Genomic DNA, 16,432 nt, shown 5'->3' with positions numbered 1-16,432 from the left:
CTGACGTAGTAGTCGTTGTCCCATCAGGCGAACTCTTTAACGGACAAGGGCAATTCACGATGCACTGCCAGATGGCGTGGCGTGAAAGCATGCGAAATCTTGTACACGAAATGATGGCGTGCGTAATGATAACTAGGATCAAAGCCATAAAAGTTGCGTCGCATCTCATTAAGTTCTGCTGCCCGATACTCAGCCAGCGGTTTCTTCGCCTCGTCGCAGGCACGGCGTGCGCATTTGTCGGCAAGCTGCTGCGTGTAGTTTGGCGAGATCGACAACTCAAGCGCCATGCGTCTTACCCGTGTGAGAAAAGCGTCCCGTGCATCGTAGAAACAGGCGTCGATCAGCCCTTCTCGGGCCGCATCAACCGCCGAGATCGGTAGCCTATTCTGCATGATCGCCTGCGCCCGCTCCTTACCGACACGGGCGGGCAACAGGTAAGTCCAGTATTCGGAACCATACAGATTGCCCATGTTCTTGTAGTGCGGATTGAGCACCACCGCCCGCCGCGCCCACACCTGATCGGCTGCCAGTGCCAAAAAGCAACCCCCCGCACCCGCATTGCCCTGCATCACTGCCACAGTCAGCTTATCGGTCGTGCGCAAAATCTCCAGCGCCAGATCGTCCATCGCCTCAATGTTGCGCATGGATTCGTCAGCGGGACTCGCTGCTGCTTCGATGCGATTGAGGTGGATACCGTTAGACCAGAAATCTACGCCCCCCATCAACACCAGCACTCGCGTCGACCGCTTGCATGCATCCCGATAGGCCTGCCGCAGCCGCTGGCATTGCTCCGTGGACATCGCACCGTTGTAGAAATCAAAGTGTAGGAAACCAACACTGCCGTGTTCTTCGTAGCGTATCTCGTCTGCGGCAAACGACAATTCCGTCAAGGCTGCAGCTTCAGCAGCAAAGGCGACGACCGCAGGCAGTTTGAATCCGGAATCGTGCTCGAGGCGGCGCACATGGCCGATCCAGACCGCACCGTCGGTGGTGGCGCGTAGCACGGCATCGCCACTACGAGCGATTACCTCACCCGCCGCACCGCGATATTCCATCGCAGCGTGGGCATCGAACAGATGGCAGGGCTGACCAAACAACCTGTCCTTCAGGCCCGGGCAACCATCGGCCGCGTTGAGTTTGCGCAGCACGGTGGCCGTATCGTCATACTGCCAATCGATGGCGCGCTGTGCCTGTTGGATGGAGGGGCGTTCGCTGCCGCGCACAGCTGTTTTGAAATCGTTCGGCGGAGTGGGCTTCCAGTCACCGTGCAGATAATCAGGATAATGCGCCAGTGCTTCCAACACAGCGCGTACCGCAGCATCGGCCACTTCGCTGCGATAGATGCTGGATTTTTTTGCCGTTCGTAGCGGGAAAGTATGCGTAGCCCAAATGTCACCGCCATCCATCACTGCATTGGCCTGTAACACCGTCACACCCCACTCACTTACGCCCTCCTGTATCGCCCAGTCGAGTGAAGACGGACCGCGATCCCCCACGATGCCGGGATGCACGATCAGGCATACAAGACGCGACCAGATCGACTCGGGGATGGCGCGCTTCAGAAACGGCGCAACGATCACATCCGGCTGCCACAACGCAACCGCTTCTTCCGCGACCGAATCGGCGATGTCGAGTTCTACGCTGACAGCATGACCGCACGCCTTCAATTCCAGCCACAGACGCTGGGAGAGACTGTTGAATGAGTGGGTCAGGAGCAGGATGCGCATCAGCAGATTCGGGGCAGTTGTTCGCCAGCCAGCCAGTCCACATTGCGGCGACCGCCAAAAGAAGTCTTCATCTGCACGAAATGATGAGGGTCGACATGCGCCGCACCGATGATGGCCGCATCCCCCGCCAGCGGATGTGCGCGCATGACGGCCAGCAGACGCTCGGCATCGGATGCGGCGCATATAGCGATGAGCTTGCCTTCGTTGGCGACATACAAAGGATCGAGGCCGAGGAATTCACACGCGGCAGCCACCACCGGCTTCACTGGGATGGCCTCCTCGTTGATGGTCAATCCGACCCTGGATTGTTTGGCGATCTCGTTCAAGGTCGTGGCCAGTCCGCCGCGCGTTGGATCACGCAGGCAGCGGATGTCCGCACCCGATTCCAGCATGGCCGCGATCAGATGGTGCAAGGCAGCAGTATCCGATTCGATGGGCACATCAAAGTCCAGATTCTCGCGGCGGCTCATGATCGCCATGCCGTGATCACCCATGCTGCCGGAAATCAGAATGACATCGCCGGGACGCACATTGGCACCGGTCAAATCCACGCCATCCATCACCACGCCCACACCGGTGGTGGTGATGAACACGCCGTCGGCTTTGCCCTGCTCGACGACTTTTGTGTCGCCTGTCACCACCGGCACGCCTGCATCGCGCGCTGCCGCCGCCATCGACTGTACGATGCGCTGTAGATCGACCAACGGAAATCCTTCTTCCAGAATGAAGGATGCGGCGAGGTAAAGCGGCTTCGCTCCCATCACTGCCACATCGTTGATCGTGCCGTGTACCGACAAACAGCCGATATCGCCACCAGGAAAGAACAGGGGCGACACCACATGCGCATCGGTCGCCATCACCAGACGTCCACCTGCCGCCGGCAACAATGCGCCGTCATTACCTTGGCGCAAATACTCATTATCGAAGGCGCTCGCAAACAACTCTTCGATCAACTGCGCCATCGCCCGTCCACCGGAACCGTGACTCATATCCACACGGCCATTCTTGATGTCCAGACCGCGCACGTAACCTTTTTTCACTTCTCCATTCATACCGAGACCACCTCGATGTCCTTGAATCGTCCATAACTGTAGTGTGCAGCACACGCACCTTCCGACGACACCATGCACGACCCCAAGGGATTCTCCGGCGTGCACACCGTGCCGAACACTTTACAGTCCTGCGGTTTCTTCACACCGCGCAAGATTGCCCCACATTCGCAGGCCTTGTTGTCGGCCACCGGCTTGTAGCCGATACCGTAGCGCGTTTCGGCATCATAAAGGGCGTAAGCAGAGCGAATCTTTAACGCTGAATAGGGCACTTCACCCAGACCGCGCCACTCGAAGCTGCGCCGCAATTCCAACACTTCCGACACCATGGCTTGTGCCTTTAGATTGCCCTCGCGCGTGACGGCGCGGGTGAATTCATTTTCCACTTCTGCACGTCCATCATTGATCTGGCGAATCAGCATGAGAATTGCCTGCAATACATCCAAGGGCTCGAATCCAGCAATCACTACCGGCTTGCGATACTCGCTCGAAAAATGCTCGTACGGCTGACTGCCAATCACCACACTCACATGTGCCGGACCAATGAATCCATCAAGCGGCACGGTGCCGTACTGACGCACTTCAGGCGATTGCAGAATGTGCGTGATCGCTGCGGGTGTTAGCACGTGATTACACAGCACGCTGAAATTGGTGACGCCCTCGTCCTTGGCTTGCTTGATGATCAATGCGGTGGGCGGCGTAGTGGTCTCGAAGCCAATGGCGAAGAACACCACTTCGCGCAGAGGATTGTCGCGCGCGATCTTCAATGCGTCTTGCGGCGAATAGATCATGCGCACATCGCCGCCGCGTGCCTTGGCGCGCATCAGTGAAAGATTGTCGGAAGCGGGCACACGCATCGTGTCGGCATAGGTGCAAACGATGACATTCAACTCCAGTGCGAGGCGTATTGCCTGATCGACGCGACCGATGGGCAGCACACACACCGGGCAACCTGGGCCGTGAATCATGCGCACATTGGCGGGAAGCAGATCGGCGATACCGTAACGGGAGATGGCGTGAGTATGGCCGCCGCAAAATTCCATGAAGCTATAGTTCTTGTCGGTGGCCGCTTCACGCCGAATGTTGGCGACGATGTTCTTGGCCAGTTCGCCATCGCGGAATTCGTCGATGTATTTCATGATACTGTCCCATTCAATTCTGCATGCAGTTCATCCAACTGCCCCATCTCGGCGAACATCTCCAGCGTGCGTATGGCTTCTTGCTCGTCCACCTTCTGTAATGCGTAGCCGACATGCACGATGACGTATTCTCCAATAGCGGCATCATCCACCAGCGCCAGTGAGATTTCTTTGCGCACACCGCCAAGATTGACGATGGCGTTGCCGGGAGTCGTCAGCTCTTCGATGCGAGCGGGAATGGCTAGACACATATCAAACTCCTTTTATGATTCGTTGCAGCGCGACACTCGCCTGACCTAGGGAGATCGCACCATCGTTTGGCGGCAACTGTTGCGCAGTCAGTACGCGAATGCCGTGCGATGCAAGACTGTCGGTCAATCCACACGTCAATATGTCATTGAGGAAGCAGCCTCCAGCCAAAGCGACAGTGCGGATGCCCGTCAACTGAGTGGCGCGTTGCACCCATGCGCTCAGTCCTGCAACCAGCGTGGCATGGAACAACGCCGCGCCACGCATTGCGTCTTCGCTATCAGCCAGCAATGCGAATAGTGGAAGGAAGCTCAGCACGCCGTCTTGGCTGAGGATGTAACCATCTGGCACAGCGGCAACTCGGCCATGCCGTTGCGCTAAGGCTTCTAGCTCCATCGCTGCCTGACCTTCATACCTCTGCATCTCACTCACACCAAGCAAACCTGCTACCGCATCGAAGTAGCGCCCCATGCTGCTGGTCGGTGGGCAATTCAGCTTGCGCTCCAACATACCCTGTATCGTCTGCGCACCTGCCTGCGAAGTAAATCGATGAGTGATCTCATCTCCCCGTTGTAGATCGAACAGCACGCTTGCTGCCATGCGCCAGGGTTCACGTGCAGCACGGTCACCACCGGGGAGGCTCAATGGCGCTAGATGTCCCAAGCGTTCGCACTGACCCTCTTCGACACGCAACAACTCGCCGCCCCATGCACTACCATCTGTACCCAAACCCACTCCATCCAGCGCCAATCCCAACACTGGAACTCGCACGCGATGCTCGGCACAGACTGCAGCGATATGGGCATGGTGATGCTGTACGCCGATCAGAGGCAGATCATTTTGTGCCGCGTAATCTTGGGCAAACTGGGTGCTATATAAATCGGGATGCAGGTCGTGCGCCACTGCCTGTGGGTGAACATCGAGGATGTCGCTCAGGTAATTCACGGTCTCGTCCAACATGGCGCGCGTGGCGGGGTGGCCGAGGTCACCGATATGTTGCGACACAAAAGCCTCATTGCCACGGGTCAGGCAAACGGTGTTCTTCAGCCAGGCTCCACACGCCAGCACCGAGGGGCCTGTGAACGGCAGCACGATACGACGCGGAGTATAACCACGGGCACGGCGGATAAAGGTGGGCGTGTTGTTTTGCCACTTCATGACGCTATCGTCACAACGATGCAATATCTCCCGATCATGCGTAAGAAAGGCATCCGCCAATTCCGCGAGCGATTCGCGCGCTTCTGCTTCATCTTTCACCAGCGGTTCACCACTTGGATTGGCGCTGGTCATCACCAATGCCAACGGCGCTTCTTGTTGCAACCAATCTGTGCCTGTTGGTCGACCGAGCAACTCATGGAACAGCAGATAATGCAGCGGTGTGTAGGGCAACATCACGCCGATGCTTGAGAGTCCCGGCGCGATTCCCTGCAACTCCGACTCGCACGTTTCCGTTTGACGCAGCAGCACGATAGGACGCTCGCTGATCTCCATCAGCGCGCCTTCGTGCGCTGTGAATGCCGCGTAGTGTGTAGCGGAGGAGCGATTCAACACCATCACCGCAAGCGGCTTTTCTTCACGCTGTTTTCCATTGCGTAATCTGGCCACAGCCTCAGCGTTGCGCGCATCGCAAACTAAATGGAAACCACCGACTCCTTTGAGCGCAATCACTTTCCCGGCACGAATATGGTCGGCAACATGAGCGATAGGATCGTCACTGTCGATCCTATTCCACTGCGCATCAAACAAAGACAACTGCGGCCCGCACTCGGGGCAAGCATTCGGTTGCGCATGGAAGCGGCGTGTAGTCGGCGTATCGTATTCAGCTTGGCATTGAGGACATTGCACAAATTTCGCCATGCTGGTGTGCGCACGGTCATAAGGAAGATGCGCAATCAATGTGTAGCGAGGACCGCAGTGGATGCAGTTGATGAAGGGATGGCGATAACGACGGTCAGCCGGATCGAACAACTCCGACAGGCAGTCCGCGCAGATTCCCATGTCGGGAGTGACACCTGTCTGCACCTTGCCGGATTGGCTCGCGGTGATGTTGAACCCCGCCATGCCAGAGGTCGATTGTGCAAAATCGTGAGTGATGTTTTCGACGCGCGCCAAGGCAGGTTGATCGCTTTGCAAACGCTCGAGCAGACGCATCACTTGGAGATGCTCTCCTTCAACAGATATCTCTACGCCTTCGCTATCGTTACGCACCCAGCCCGCCAACCCGAGTTCATGCGCCAGCTTGTACACAAAGGGACGGAAACCCACCCCTTGGACTTGGCCTGACACTCTGATCTGTGCGTGGATCATGCTCAGTCCATCCTAGTAGCTGTCGATTGATTTTCTATCTATCGCCTTGCTGCAACCGGCCTTGATCCAGTCCAGCCATTCATCCATACCTTCACTGCTGGTGGCTGAGATGCGGATCACCTTGATATCAGGATTCACTCGACGCGCGTTGGCGATGGCCAGATCCGCATCGAATGTGAGATACGGTAGAAGATCACATTTATTCAGCAGCATCAGATCGGACGCGCGGAACATATCGGGATATTTGAGCGGTTTATCTTCCCCTTCGGTCACCGAAAGGATGGCGACCTTATGTGCTTCGCCCAGATCGAAGCTGGCTGGGCACACTAGATTGCCGACGTTCTCGATCAACAACAAACTATCGTCCTGCAAGCCGAGTTGCTGCATCGCCTTGCCCACCATGAACGCATCCAGATGGCAACCCTTGCCCGTATTGATCTGCAATGCGGGCGCGCCGGTGGCACGAATGCGGGCGGCATCGTTATCGGTCTGTTGGTCGCCTTCGATAACAGCGAGGGGAACACTCCCATTCAAGGCACTGATGCTCTTCACCAGCAGGGTGGTCTTACCCGAACCTGGACTGGATACGAGGTTGAGCGCGAAGATGCCATGCTCGGCCAGATAGCCGCGATTCTCATTCGCATACCCATCGTTCTTGGACAGGATGTCCTGCTCGATCTTCACCATGCGCGACTGACTCATACCGGGTGCATGGGCACCGGCGGGACCCAGTCCGTAATGAACGGTCGCTTCATGGGTGTGACCATAAGCATGTTGATGGTCATGAGTATGGTCATGGTGCGTATGGAAATGCTCATGCGCAGAACCCGCTTCATGTAGGTGGTAGTGCCTGTGCTCACCTTGCGTCGACTCATGCGAGTGGCTGTGCTCATGGTCATGAGTATGGTCGTGATCGTGAGAGGTACCGTCGGCATGCACATGAAAATGTGCACCGTGCTCATGGCCATGTTCGTCGTTAACCACCGCTTTTCCGCCAATGGTCGTTTCACCTGTTCCGCAACCGCATACGTTACACATCGCTTCCTCCTATTCAACGTCGAGTTCTTTGACTCGCATCTCATTGCCACCCGTCACTTGGACTTGATGACTGCCACACTTAGGGCACGCATCGAACAATGCATTTACATGCACCACCTCGGCACAATGCAGACACCAAGCTTGCCCCGGCGTTTCGATGACCACCAACTTCGCATCATGCGCGATGCTATCTCTCACCACCGCATCGAAACAGAATCTCATTGCCTCGACTTCAACACCTGCCAACTCCCCGATCTCCAGCCACACTGTTTTGACGTGACTGAAATGCTCTTTCTTTGACGAATCCTCAATCAGTTGCAGCACGCCTTCCGCCAATGACATCTCATGCATCGTGTATCTCCACCTCGTAGGCCACACAAGGATCAAGTGAGAGAACCTCGATATGCGCCAATTGCAACAACCGCGTTTTGTCCTGCTCAAGCAACCCCTTCAAACCCTGAGTGAAAGCACCCTCTGCATGAAAATTCCATTCAGTCGGCGCCACGATCACGTATTCCGCCACGCGTGCTTCAGCCAAGCGTACATGATGCATCAACAATCCTCTCGCGGTGCGTACGACTGATACACCCACACCCGCTTCATCACTTGCACTATCCAACCTTGGCTGGTCGACCTCGCGGGCCATTGCAACCAGATCCATCACCCGTGCGAGCAGCCTCATCAATGGCTTGGATCGGGTTTGCGCCCACACATCGGCCAATAGCGGGCTATCCGCATAATAGGACCACGCCCCTGTTTCCATCGCCACGCCTCGGTAGTCTGGGCGTAGCGCAAATTCATTGCTCCATCTTCCTGCACATGCACCTATTACCTCTTCGCCCGTCCACGCTGGCACTAGCCTTGCCGGAATCGAGTCTTGCTTTACATCTGACTGCGCCGCCAGCGTTCTCAATACACGCGCCAATGAACTATCGGTCTTGCTCCACCATTCCTGCAACACAGCATAGCGCTCGATCTGACTCCAAGATTCAATGGTGAGCCCCAATTCCTCACGCTCCAAAATATGACGAAAGTCGCTCATTTCACTTTCACCATTTGCGATCTTGCGTAACAAAGCATGACGCATGACAAACGTTTGTTCCGCCTGCGGCAAACTTAAGCACTTTGGCCAATCGAGCATCAATCTCCAAAGATGTTCTTGCATGGCCTCGCAGGTGACCGCTTCGTGAATCGCCGCATCGAGGGGTGATGCATCCCCTCTTGCCGCCTGCAAAGCCCCCTTAGCTGCTGCGGTTTGCGCCTGACCGCACACGCCGAACAATAATGAAGCAAGCTGTACCACTTGGGCTTGATTCTTCCCCACAAACAATTGTGCCGCTAATCTTCGCGTGGAGCGTATCTCAGTTGAGCGCACTGCACCACCATCCCACGCCACACCAAGCGACAACTTGCCTGTATCCAACAAGTCACGTCCCCAAGAATGATCCGCGTAAAAAATCGCGGCGAGATAACTGCTTGTCTTTGATAGGCTCCCCCTGCATGCGCGCAGCTTCGAACATCGCCTTGTTATCGGCATCTCGTTGCGCATCCGATCTCTCCGCCACAAACAACTCCAGCATCGCCGCCTCGGCGATGCTGACTGCGTCTGCGTGGCTTTCGATGTGCATGACTGGCGAAATCAAGGAACAGATGTGGCATGCGCCTAGTTCCGGCTCGTTCAACCCCATGAATTCATATCTGCCCGAAGGGAATTCCCATGTCACTTTCTGATCAAGCGACAGCGTCGCAAGCTGTGCTTCTTCTCCCGCCATGAGGATCAAGTTGATCATCCAAGGGGTGATCAATACGCTCAGCCAATATCCCTGCCACTCACGACACCCTACCACTTGAACTCGCAACTCAGGATTACAAATGGGTAGCCCTGCCATGCGCGTATCCGCGATATGGCTAAACACCGCTTGCAGCTTGTCGGCTGCGGAGATCATTCTTTGTACACCATGAACTTGTGTTTAGCTGCATCGCAGTTCGGGCAAGTCCAGTGATCCGGCAATTTTGAGAAGGGCGTCCCCGGATCGATTTGCCACACTTGATCCCCGATTGCCGGGTCGTACACTTCCCAACATATACCGCATTCCATCCGCACGTCATCATCGGATAGCTTACTGGCGTCCCCCATGAATGATCCTTCGAATAGGCTCATATCAAGATTCCATCTTTTCGGGTTCTTGCATGACCATCAACCATTCACCCAAACGCTCGATGCTGTCCTCGTAATCTTCCTGAGAGGCTTGCGCCACTTCCGGCACATCACCGACCTCAATGGTGTTCAGGATCAAGGTATCCATACTGTTGAAATATTGCACCCACCACACGTTCGCCAACTTCGTACTTGAGATGCGGCAATTGCCATACCCGCGCGAAAGGATGGTCACCGCGCCCACCGCCAGTATCGAGGTGACGCAATCCATATCTTCAGGCGACATCGGCAACAAGGTAAGGTTGACCACATGCGTCTCATCACCCACTTTATATGCTTTGGATTTATCCACGATTTCGGACAACACCGATAGTGCATTCATGATGCCGGGTGACTTTTCTGGTAGCGGACAATCGGATACGACATCTTCTTTCGCCCAACGCGTCACCATAGGAGGGATCGCACAGGCCATGAGCGTGTCGCCGATGAGACGAGCGTCAGCAGCGTACTCATTCACGCGCCACACGCTGGCAAATACCGTTTCTTGTATACGGAATTGCCCCGAGCCTCGCACTGCGATACTCACTTCGCCTTCGCCCATCGTCTGGTTAAGCAAACGCACGACATCAGGGGATTTGTCGCTGAATTCGATCATGGGTATCTGTGTAGAACTCAGCGGGGTCGCTTGCATCGCATCGCGCAAAGTCTCCACGATCTTACAAGCCGCAGCCACCACCACGGGGTCGGCTTCCACATTCAGGCTCGGCAACTCGAACATCGTCATGGAACTGGGGAGTTCCATAAATTGCAGCTCTTCGTCTTCAGGCTGCGAGCCGGGACCGTAGGCGACGACGGGGATTGGAAAGTCTTTCATTATATAGCGCTCCTGATTTGGATTAATGACAAGCGGATGGCTCGGCAGTGGATACCACGGGAATACCGATTGAAGGTGCTCGCCCAATAGGCTTTTTCAACATCTCCGCGATCTCGTGCGTGTATTCATCCCAGTTGCGCATGCCATCTATCACGCCAACATACCCCCCATCGCGCACAAAGACCAGTGACGGCCAGCGCGTGATGCCATAACGCGCTTTCTCTTTACGCGCCAAATCGGGAGCAATAATCGCTGCACGCAAACGGTCGCCGGTTAACTTGAGCACCTCAGGCAAGATGACCGCCACATCCCACGTCTCAGGTTGCTGATCCGGCTCTTGCGTAAACAGCACCATGCCATCACCGCCGGCCATGACAAAGGACTCCAAGCCTCCCTCGTCGAGCAAGGTGATATTGCTTTCCGCGCGCAAGCGATCTAGCAACTTATTAAAGCTTTCTTTCATCTCTTCCGCACGTATCGCGGAGAATTCAATCGTCTCACTCATCCCTTATCCTTCCTTAAAAATTCCGGCAGAGTCGGCTCCCGATTCACCAGATCCGCAAAAAAGAGATCAAGGTTGATCTCCCCCCCATCCGCTACCACCTGCAATCCATCAAGCGCTGCATCCACCAATGCCGCCCTTTCGGCATCGATCACCTCGCGTCCCGCCCCCAGAAAAGTCAGCAACCATTGCCCATCTTCAACCGGCCCAAGCAACATGGTGTCGATTAACTGCTGACCATTACGCCCTTCGCACAGGGCTGAATTCTCATGCGCCTCAATCACCCGCATCGGTATGCCTAAACACATAATCAGGCTTGCTCTCTCATGAAGCGATCATCGCCGATGCGGCATGCCAATTCAGCCGACGGACGGCCTGCTTCGTAGTTATCCATTTGCAGGACTTGCCGATGCGCTTCGACCAAGCTAGTCGTGCGTGGCGTATACGTTACCCCCCATTGCTTGGCCTGCTCCAACGCGACTTCAAGCGCACGCGGTATCTGCGCTTTGACGATATCGCGCAGACTGCCTCCAAAATCTTCCAGTTGCTCAGGTTGCACCCCGATGAGCATCATGGATTCTGGCAAGCGGCCTGCCAATGACGCACACGAGATGACTTCCTGAAACCCCGTCTGATGCAAACTCATCTTTTTCACCCCCATGAATCGGGGCACTTCATCGTCTCGCGCAATGACCATCTCGCCAGGTTGTTTGCTGTAGTCGACCGCATCAAAGACGATCAGATAGCGCGCATCTTCCAAAAATGGCAGTAGATAAAGCCCCTGCGTCCCTCCATCCAACACGGTCACATCGTCACCGAATTGGTAAGCCGCATTCAGCGCCTCGACACATCGAACACCGAAGCCCTCGTCGGCCCACAAGATATTTCCGATGCCCAGTACTAACAATTTCGTATTTTTCAATTCACACCCCCATGTGTAACTACACCCGTAACACAGCATGTCTCGTGCCACAGGCATAAAGACGCATATCCTCTATTAATCAATTGGTTGAAAATTATCGAGACACTGCGCACAACAACGACCGGCAATCTGGTTGCCAGTAAATGTCGATTACGGAAGGTTTCTTGCCTTTTTGAAGTACAGCTGCCTAGCCTGATACAAGTCCCAAGCAAATTGCATCTCCAGCCAGAACGCCACATCCGAACCAAAATGCAGTGCAAGGCGAACTGCAGTATCGGGGGTGACAGCGCGCTTAGCGCGCACCAATTCATTGATGCGGCGTCGTGAGATACCCAACGCCAACGCTTCTTGCGAGATATTGCCCGGCTGAAGATATCGCGTATCCAAGAATCGCCCCGGATGAATGGGTACACGATGCGCGGACCAAAAAAAACGCGGGCATCTGCCCGCGTTCAATTGAACTCGCTGCGACATCTGAATCACTTCAGAGGGGAGTGTCGCAAACAAGCTCAACTGCTACTCACGAAAGGTACGTTCGCCGCTAATCATCGCGCTAATCATGCTTTGACGCGACATGATGTCTTCACGTATCGCCGCATAGACATGAATCATCACGAACCACACGAAGGTCCAAGCGATCATGTGATGCCAAGTGTGAACATCCTGACTCTGACCAAACAGTGGTATCACCCAGCTAGTGAATATCATGTGCGACCAATGCCCTTCTTGCGCACCTTCGCCATAAAGCGCGAATCCAGTTGCAATCATAAAGATCGCCCCCAAGGTGATCGAGAAAAACATCATCAAGTGCGCCAGCGGGTTATGGCCAATATATTTTCTAGGCAATTTGACGATGAACAGGTACCAGCGCAACTCCTGCCATATCCCACTCCACCATGCGGGATCTGTAACGGGTAGCTTGAACATCTGCCGTGCATGGTGGTTCCCCACGAATGCCCAGTAGATTCTCACCAAGAATGCGATGGTAAAGACATAAGCCGTCGCAAAGTGAACGAAGCGAATGTATCCCATCAGGAAATTCTCGCTTGCCTCACCCGCGACACTTGGCGGCGGGCTCGCAATGAAATATCCCGTTACCGCCAATATGACGATACTCAACGCATTCAACCAATGCCACAGTCGCACAGGTGCTTCATAGACGTATACCGTATTTCCGGCAGCGGTTAGCGCCGAATACTCATCGTCTTGTGTTTTGACAGTCATGACAGCCTCCTATTTTCACGTTAGCGGACAGTGACCTTGCTCAGCTCTTGCCCGTCTGGTGACATCACATGCGTCGAGCATGCTAGACAGGGGTCGAAACTATGGATCGTGCGCAAGATTTCCAAAGGTTGGTCGGCCTTTGCCACTGGTGTATTCATCAATGAAGCTTCGAATGCACCGATCTGCCCTTTAGCATCGCGAGGACTGCCGTTCCAAGTGGTTGGTACGACACACTGGTAGTTGTCGATCTTGGTGTCCTTGATCTTGAGCCAGTGCCCCAAAGCGCCCCGAGGCGCTTCGGTGAAGCCCACGCCCTTGGCCTCTTTGGGCCAAGTGGACGGATCCCACTTTTCGACATTGGCGGTAGAGGTATCGCCCGCCTTCAGGTTCGCCATCAACTTATCGAATTGCTGTACTTGCAAATCGGCACAGTATCCAGCCTCGAGACCCCGTGCGGCCGTACGCCCCAAGGTAGAGAACAAGGCAGTCACGGGCAGATCGAGTTTGCGTAAGGCACTATCGACAGTATCCTTGATGATTGGATACTGCTTAGGCTGGATGTAACCCAACACCATGCGAGACAACGGCCCAACTTCCATCGCGTGGCCTTTCCAGCGCGGCGCCTTGATCCAAGAATATTTGGAGCTCTCATCAAGGTTCTCGATCTTAGTGCGCGTCCCCTTGAAGTTCGGTCCTTCAGGCGAATAATCCGGCTCAGTGACACCATCCCAAGGGTGTAGCCCTTTGCTCTCGTCCGCATACTTGTACCAAGAATGAGAAACAAACTCTTGGACCTCATCGGGATTGCGCAGATCGACTTCTTGCACTTTGCTTAAATCGCCATTGATGACTACGCCAGACGGCAACAATAAATTCGACTTCGTATAATCGTTGGCACGTTGCGGGATATCGCCGTAAGACATGAAGTTTTTGGACGACAATCCGCCGCCGTATGTCCATCCTTTGTAAAAGGATCCAATCGCCAATATATCTGGGATGTATACCTGATCAATGAACTCCTTGGTGCGATCGATGATGCTCTTCACCTGATTCAGGCGCTCCATATTGATTGCGCCCACAGCACCGGTGTCGTTGATATTGATCGCACAGGGAACGCCGCCCACCAACCAGTTCGGGTGCGGGTTCTTGCCACCAAAGATGGTGACAATCTTGACGATCTCCTTCTGAAAATCCAACGCTTCGAGGTAGTGTGTGACCGCCATTAAGTTCGCCTCTGGAGGCAACTTGTAGGCGGGACTCCCCCAGTAACCATTGCTGAACGGACCCAACTGACCCGATTCGACGAATTTCTTCAGACGATTCTGCACGTCGCGGAAATAACCGGGCGAGGACAGCGGCCAAGACGAGATGCTCTGCGCCAACTCTGAAGTCCGCTTAGGATCAGCTTTGAGTGCAGAAACCACATCCACCCAGTCCAAAGCGTGCAGGTGATAGAAGTGCACCAAGTGATCGTGGATTTGCAGATTCAACTGCATGATGTTGCGAATGGTGTTGGCGTTCTCTGGAATCTGAATCGCCAATGCATCCTCGACGGCACGCACTGATGTCAATGCATGAGTACCGGTACACACACCGCAGATACGCTCGGTGAATGCCCATGCATCACGTGGATCACGGCCTTTTAAGATCACTTCCAGACCGCGCCACATGGTGCCAGTGGATACAGCGTTGCGAATCACATTGTTGCTGTCCAAGTTCACTTCGACACGTAGGTGACCTTCGATACGACATACCGGATCGACGACGACGCGCTTGCCACTGTTGTCGAGCTTAAAGCCCTGAGTTTCATAAACTGACATGATTACTTGCCTCCATTGTTCTGATCATTCGAACCGCTACGCGCACGACTCAAGGCACTTACTGCGGCATGGGCAACAACTGCTGCTCCAGCCACGCCTGCCACCGTTGCGCCGATCGTATCGGCATTGGACTCCACGCCAAACTGCTTGATGTCTGTGACGCGATCATAGAATCCACCCTTATCCCAGAACCCATCCTCTGAACATCCAATACATCCATGACCAGACTGAATCGGGAAAGAAACGCCTCCATTCCAACGCACCGTAGAACAAGCGTTGTAGGTGGTCGGCCCTTTACAACCCATCTTGTAGAGGCAATATCCTTTGCGTGCGGCTTCGTCATCCCACTCTTCGACGAACTGGCCCGCATCAAAGTGTGGACGGCGATAACATTTATCGTGGATACGCTGCCCGTAGAACATCTTCGGACGACCTTGGCGATCCAACTCGGGGATGCGATCAAAGGTCAACATGTAGGTGACCACTGCCGTCATCACTTCAGCGATAGGTGGACATCCTGGTACTTTGATGATGGGTTTATCAGTAATAACTTTATGTACTGGTGTGGCACGAGTCGGATTCGGCTTGGCCGCTTGCACACACCCCCAAGAAGCACAGGCACCCCACGAGATGATTGCTTTAGCATCAGCAGCAGTTTCTTTCAGCACTTCAACAAAAGGACGTCCACCATGGATACAGAACATCCCATCTTCATTCAAAGGTGGATTGCCTTCCACCGCCAAGATGAAGTTGCCTTTGTATTTCTTTCTGATCTCGGCAAGGATCTCCTCAGCTTGATGACCCGCTGCAACCATCAAGGTATCGTCGTAATCTAACGAGAGCATCGACAGCACCACATCTTTTGCTAATGGATGCGCCGAACGAATGAAGGATTCTGAACAACAGGTACATTCCAGACCATGTAACCAAATGACTGGCGTACGCGGCTTGGTTTCCATCGCATGCGCGATCTTGGGCGCAAACGACGGTGCCAGCCCCAAAGATGCGGCTGTCAAACTACAAAACTTCAAAAAACTACGGCGCGAAATACCCTGCCTCCGCATCACCTCATAAAATGTTTCGATCGACATTTCTCTTCTCCCTTTATCAGCATAGGCAATCACTCTCACAATCAACCGTCCGCCCCTGACGGAAAATCATCCTTGCGCTCTTGATAGAACAAGTTCTGTGCCACTCCGAAGGTAATTAGAGTTTATTCATTTAATTAGAGAGTTAGCGAACATCCACGGCGAGTAAGCATTTTGAAGTCCTGCCAATCGGACAGGCATAGATACGAAGAGAGTGGAAAGTTTGCTTCCACCCATCACAAAGCGCACGTCAGTAAAGTCTGCCAATAACGGAAGTAGCGGTTTTGAAAAACCGAAGGAATGATTTGTGTCAATCCTGATGAATATAAATACGA

Annotated in this window: 18 protein-coding genes; all 18 read right to left on the bottom strand. The window is 54.4% G+C overall.

Annotated elements, in window-relative coordinates:
* Positions 1–23 precede the first annotated feature (23 nt).
* The gene (locus ACYCZ5_RS02050; protein ID WP_461543100.1) at positions 24–1,727 is read right to left on the bottom strand and encodes a hydrogenase maturation protein; all 1,704 of its coding nucleotides are present in this window, start codon (positions 1,725–1,727) and stop codon (positions 24–26) included.
* On the bottom strand, positions 1,727–2,779 hold the full coding sequence (gene hypE / locus ACYCZ5_RS02045; RefSeq protein ID WP_461543099.1) for a hydrogenase expression/formation protein HypE: 1,053 nt from the start codon (positions 2,777–2,779) through the stop codon (positions 1,727–1,729). The genes ACYCZ5_RS02050 and hypE overlap by 1 nt, the downstream gene beginning before the upstream one ends.
* On the bottom strand, positions 2,776–3,915 hold the full coding sequence (gene hypD, locus ACYCZ5_RS02040) for a hydrogenase formation protein HypD (RefSeq protein WP_461543098.1): 1,140 nt from the start codon (positions 3,913–3,915) through the stop codon (positions 2,776–2,778). Before hypD ends, hypE begins: the two co-directional genes overlap by 4 nt.
* On the bottom strand, positions 3,912–4,166 hold the full coding sequence (locus tag ACYCZ5_RS02035) for a HypC/HybG/HupF family hydrogenase formation chaperone (protein WP_461543097.1): 255 nt from the start codon (positions 4,164–4,166) through the stop codon (positions 3,912–3,914). The genes hypD and ACYCZ5_RS02035 overlap by 4 nt, the downstream gene beginning before the upstream one ends.
* A 1-nt stretch (position 4,167) precedes the next feature.
* Positions 4,168–6,471 carry a carbamoyltransferase HypF gene (gene hypF, locus ACYCZ5_RS02030; RefSeq protein WP_461543096.1) on the bottom strand — a complete coding sequence of 768 codons (2,304 nt, stop codon included), beginning with the start codon at positions 6,469–6,471 and terminating at the stop codon, positions 4,168–4,170.
* Between the two features lie 12 nt (positions 6,472–6,483).
* Positions 6,484–7,509 (bottom strand): hydrogenase nickel incorporation protein HypB, encoded by a 1,026-nt coding sequence (gene hypB, locus ACYCZ5_RS02025; RefSeq protein ID WP_461543095.1) that lies wholly within the window; start codon positions 7,507–7,509, stop codon positions 6,484–6,486.
* Between the two features lie 9 nt (positions 7,510–7,518).
* Positions 7,519–7,860, bottom strand: coding sequence for a hydrogenase maturation nickel metallochaperone HypA (gene hypA, locus ACYCZ5_RS02020; protein WP_461543094.1), 342 nt, complete (start codon positions 7,858–7,860; stop codon positions 7,519–7,521).
* Positions 7,853–8,932, bottom strand: a complete 1,080-nt coding sequence (locus ACYCZ5_RS02015) for a nickel-dependent hydrogenase large subunit (RefSeq protein WP_461543093.1) — start codon at positions 8,930–8,932, stop codon at positions 7,853–7,855. Before ACYCZ5_RS02015 ends, hypA begins: the two co-directional genes overlap by 8 nt.
* Positions 8,933–8,936: 4 nt before the next feature.
* Positions 8,937–9,455, bottom strand: coding sequence for a [NiFe]-hydrogenase assembly chaperone HybE (gene hybE / locus ACYCZ5_RS02010; protein ID WP_461543092.1), 519 nt, complete (start codon positions 9,453–9,455; stop codon positions 8,937–8,939).
* The gene (locus ACYCZ5_RS02005; protein ID WP_461543353.1) at positions 9,452–9,607 is read right to left on the bottom strand and encodes a rubredoxin; all 156 of its coding nucleotides are present in this window, start codon (positions 9,605–9,607) and stop codon (positions 9,452–9,454) included. Before ACYCZ5_RS02005 ends, hybE begins: the two co-directional genes overlap by 4 nt.
* A gap of 64 nt (positions 9,608–9,671) precedes the next feature.
* Positions 9,672–10,541: a hydrogenase expression/formation protein gene (locus tag ACYCZ5_RS02000; RefSeq protein ID WP_461543091.1), complete on the bottom strand. Its 870-nt coding sequence runs from the start codon at positions 10,539–10,541 to the stop codon at positions 9,672–9,674.
* A 22-nt stretch (positions 10,542–10,563) separates the two neighbouring features.
* The gene (locus ACYCZ5_RS01995; protein ID WP_461543090.1) at positions 10,564–11,046 is read right to left on the bottom strand and encodes a hydrogenase; all 483 of its coding nucleotides are present in this window, start codon (positions 11,044–11,046) and stop codon (positions 10,564–10,566) included.
* Positions 11,043–11,351 carry a HypC/HybG/HupF family hydrogenase formation chaperone gene (gene hypC, locus ACYCZ5_RS01990; RefSeq protein ID WP_461543089.1) on the bottom strand — a complete coding sequence of 103 codons (309 nt, stop codon included), beginning with the start codon at positions 11,349–11,351 and terminating at the stop codon, positions 11,043–11,045. The genes ACYCZ5_RS01995 and hypC overlap by 4 nt, the downstream gene beginning before the upstream one ends.
* 2 nt (positions 11,352–11,353) lie before the next feature.
* Positions 11,354–11,965, bottom strand: a complete 612-nt coding sequence (locus tag ACYCZ5_RS01985; protein WP_461543088.1) for a HyaD/HybD family hydrogenase maturation endopeptidase — start codon at positions 11,963–11,965, stop codon at positions 11,354–11,356.
* A gap of 150 nt (positions 11,966–12,115) precedes the next feature.
* Positions 12,116–12,472 carry a HigA family addiction module antitoxin gene (locus ACYCZ5_RS01980; protein ID WP_461543087.1) on the bottom strand — a complete coding sequence of 119 codons (357 nt, stop codon included), beginning with the start codon at positions 12,470–12,472 and terminating at the stop codon, positions 12,116–12,118.
* A 9-nt stretch (positions 12,473–12,481) separates the two neighbouring features.
* Positions 12,482–13,189 carry a Ni/Fe-hydrogenase, b-type cytochrome subunit gene (gene cybH, locus ACYCZ5_RS01975; RefSeq protein ID WP_461543086.1) on the bottom strand — a complete coding sequence of 236 codons (708 nt, stop codon included), beginning with the start codon at positions 13,187–13,189 and terminating at the stop codon, positions 12,482–12,484.
* 20 nt (positions 13,190–13,209) lie between these two features.
* Positions 13,210–15,009 carry a nickel-dependent hydrogenase large subunit gene (locus ACYCZ5_RS01970; RefSeq protein WP_461543085.1) on the bottom strand — a complete coding sequence of 600 codons (1,800 nt, stop codon included), beginning with the start codon at positions 15,007–15,009 and terminating at the stop codon, positions 13,210–13,212.
* 2 nt (positions 15,010–15,011) lie between these two features.
* Complete coding sequence (locus tag ACYCZ5_RS01965; RefSeq protein WP_461543084.1) at positions 15,012–16,100, bottom strand: hydrogenase small subunit; 1,089 nt, start codon at positions 16,098–16,100, stop codon at positions 15,012–15,014.
* Positions 16,101–16,432 lie beyond the last annotated feature (332 nt).

The sequence above is a fragment of the Sideroxydans sp. genome (assembly GCF_054604835.1).
Note: the sequence above shows the minus strand (reverse complement) of the source record. Positions and strands in the feature narration are given on the sequence as shown.

Excerpts from the sequence above, each read along its gene's own strand:
- ACYCZ5_RS02035 (WP_461543097.1), bottom strand. The coding sequence starts at position 4,166 with ATGTGTCTAGCCATTCCCGCTCGCATCGAAGAGCTGACGACTCCCGGC.
- hypF (WP_461543096.1), bottom strand. The coding sequence starts at position 6,471 with ATGATCCACGCACAGATCAGAGTGTCAGGCCAAGTCCAAGGGGTGGGT.
- ACYCZ5_RS01970 (WP_461543085.1), bottom strand. The coding sequence starts at position 15,009 with ATGTCAGTTTATGAAACTCAGGGCTTTAAGCTCGACAACAGTGGCAAG.
- hybE (WP_461543092.1), bottom strand. The coding sequence starts at position 9,455 with ATGATCTCCGCAGCCGACAAGCTGCAAGCGGTGTTTAGCCATATCGCG.
- ACYCZ5_RS01965 (WP_461543084.1), bottom strand. The coding sequence starts at position 16,100 with ATGTCGATCGAAACATTTTATGAGGTGATGCGGAGGCAGGGTATTTCG.
- hypD (WP_461543098.1), bottom strand. The coding sequence starts at position 3,915 with ATGAAATACATCGACGAATTCCGCGATGGCGAACTGGCCAAGAACATC.
- ACYCZ5_RS02000 (WP_461543091.1), bottom strand. The coding sequence starts at position 10,541 with ATGAAAGACTTTCCAATCCCCGTCGTCGCCTACGGTCCCGGCTCGCAG.
- hypE (WP_461543099.1), bottom strand. The coding sequence starts at position 2,779 with ATGAATGGAGAAGTGAAAAAAGGTTACGTGCGCGGTCTGGACATCAAG.
- hypB (WP_461543095.1), bottom strand. The coding sequence starts at position 7,509 with ATGTGTAACGTATGCGGTTGCGGAACAGGTGAAACGACCATTGGCGGA.
- hypA (WP_461543094.1), bottom strand. The coding sequence starts at position 7,860 with ATGCATGAGATGTCATTGGCGGAAGGCGTGCTGCAACTGATTGAGGAT.
- ACYCZ5_RS02005 (WP_461543353.1), bottom strand. The coding sequence starts at position 9,607 with ATGGAATGCGGTATATGTTGGGAAGTGTACGACCCGGCAATCGGGGAT.
- ACYCZ5_RS01995 (WP_461543090.1), bottom strand. The coding sequence starts at position 11,046 with ATGAGTGAGACGATTGAATTCTCCGCGATACGTGCGGAAGAGATGAAA.
- ACYCZ5_RS02050 (WP_461543100.1), bottom strand. The coding sequence starts at position 1,727 with ATGCGCATCCTGCTCCTGACCCACTCATTCAACAGTCTCTCCCAGCGT.
- cybH (WP_461543086.1), bottom strand. The coding sequence starts at position 13,189 with ATGACTGTCAAAACACAAGACGATGAGTATTCGGCGCTAACCGCTGCC.
- hypC (WP_461543089.1), bottom strand. The coding sequence starts at position 11,351 with ATGTGTTTAGGCATACCGATGCGGGTGATTGAGGCGCATGAGAATTCA.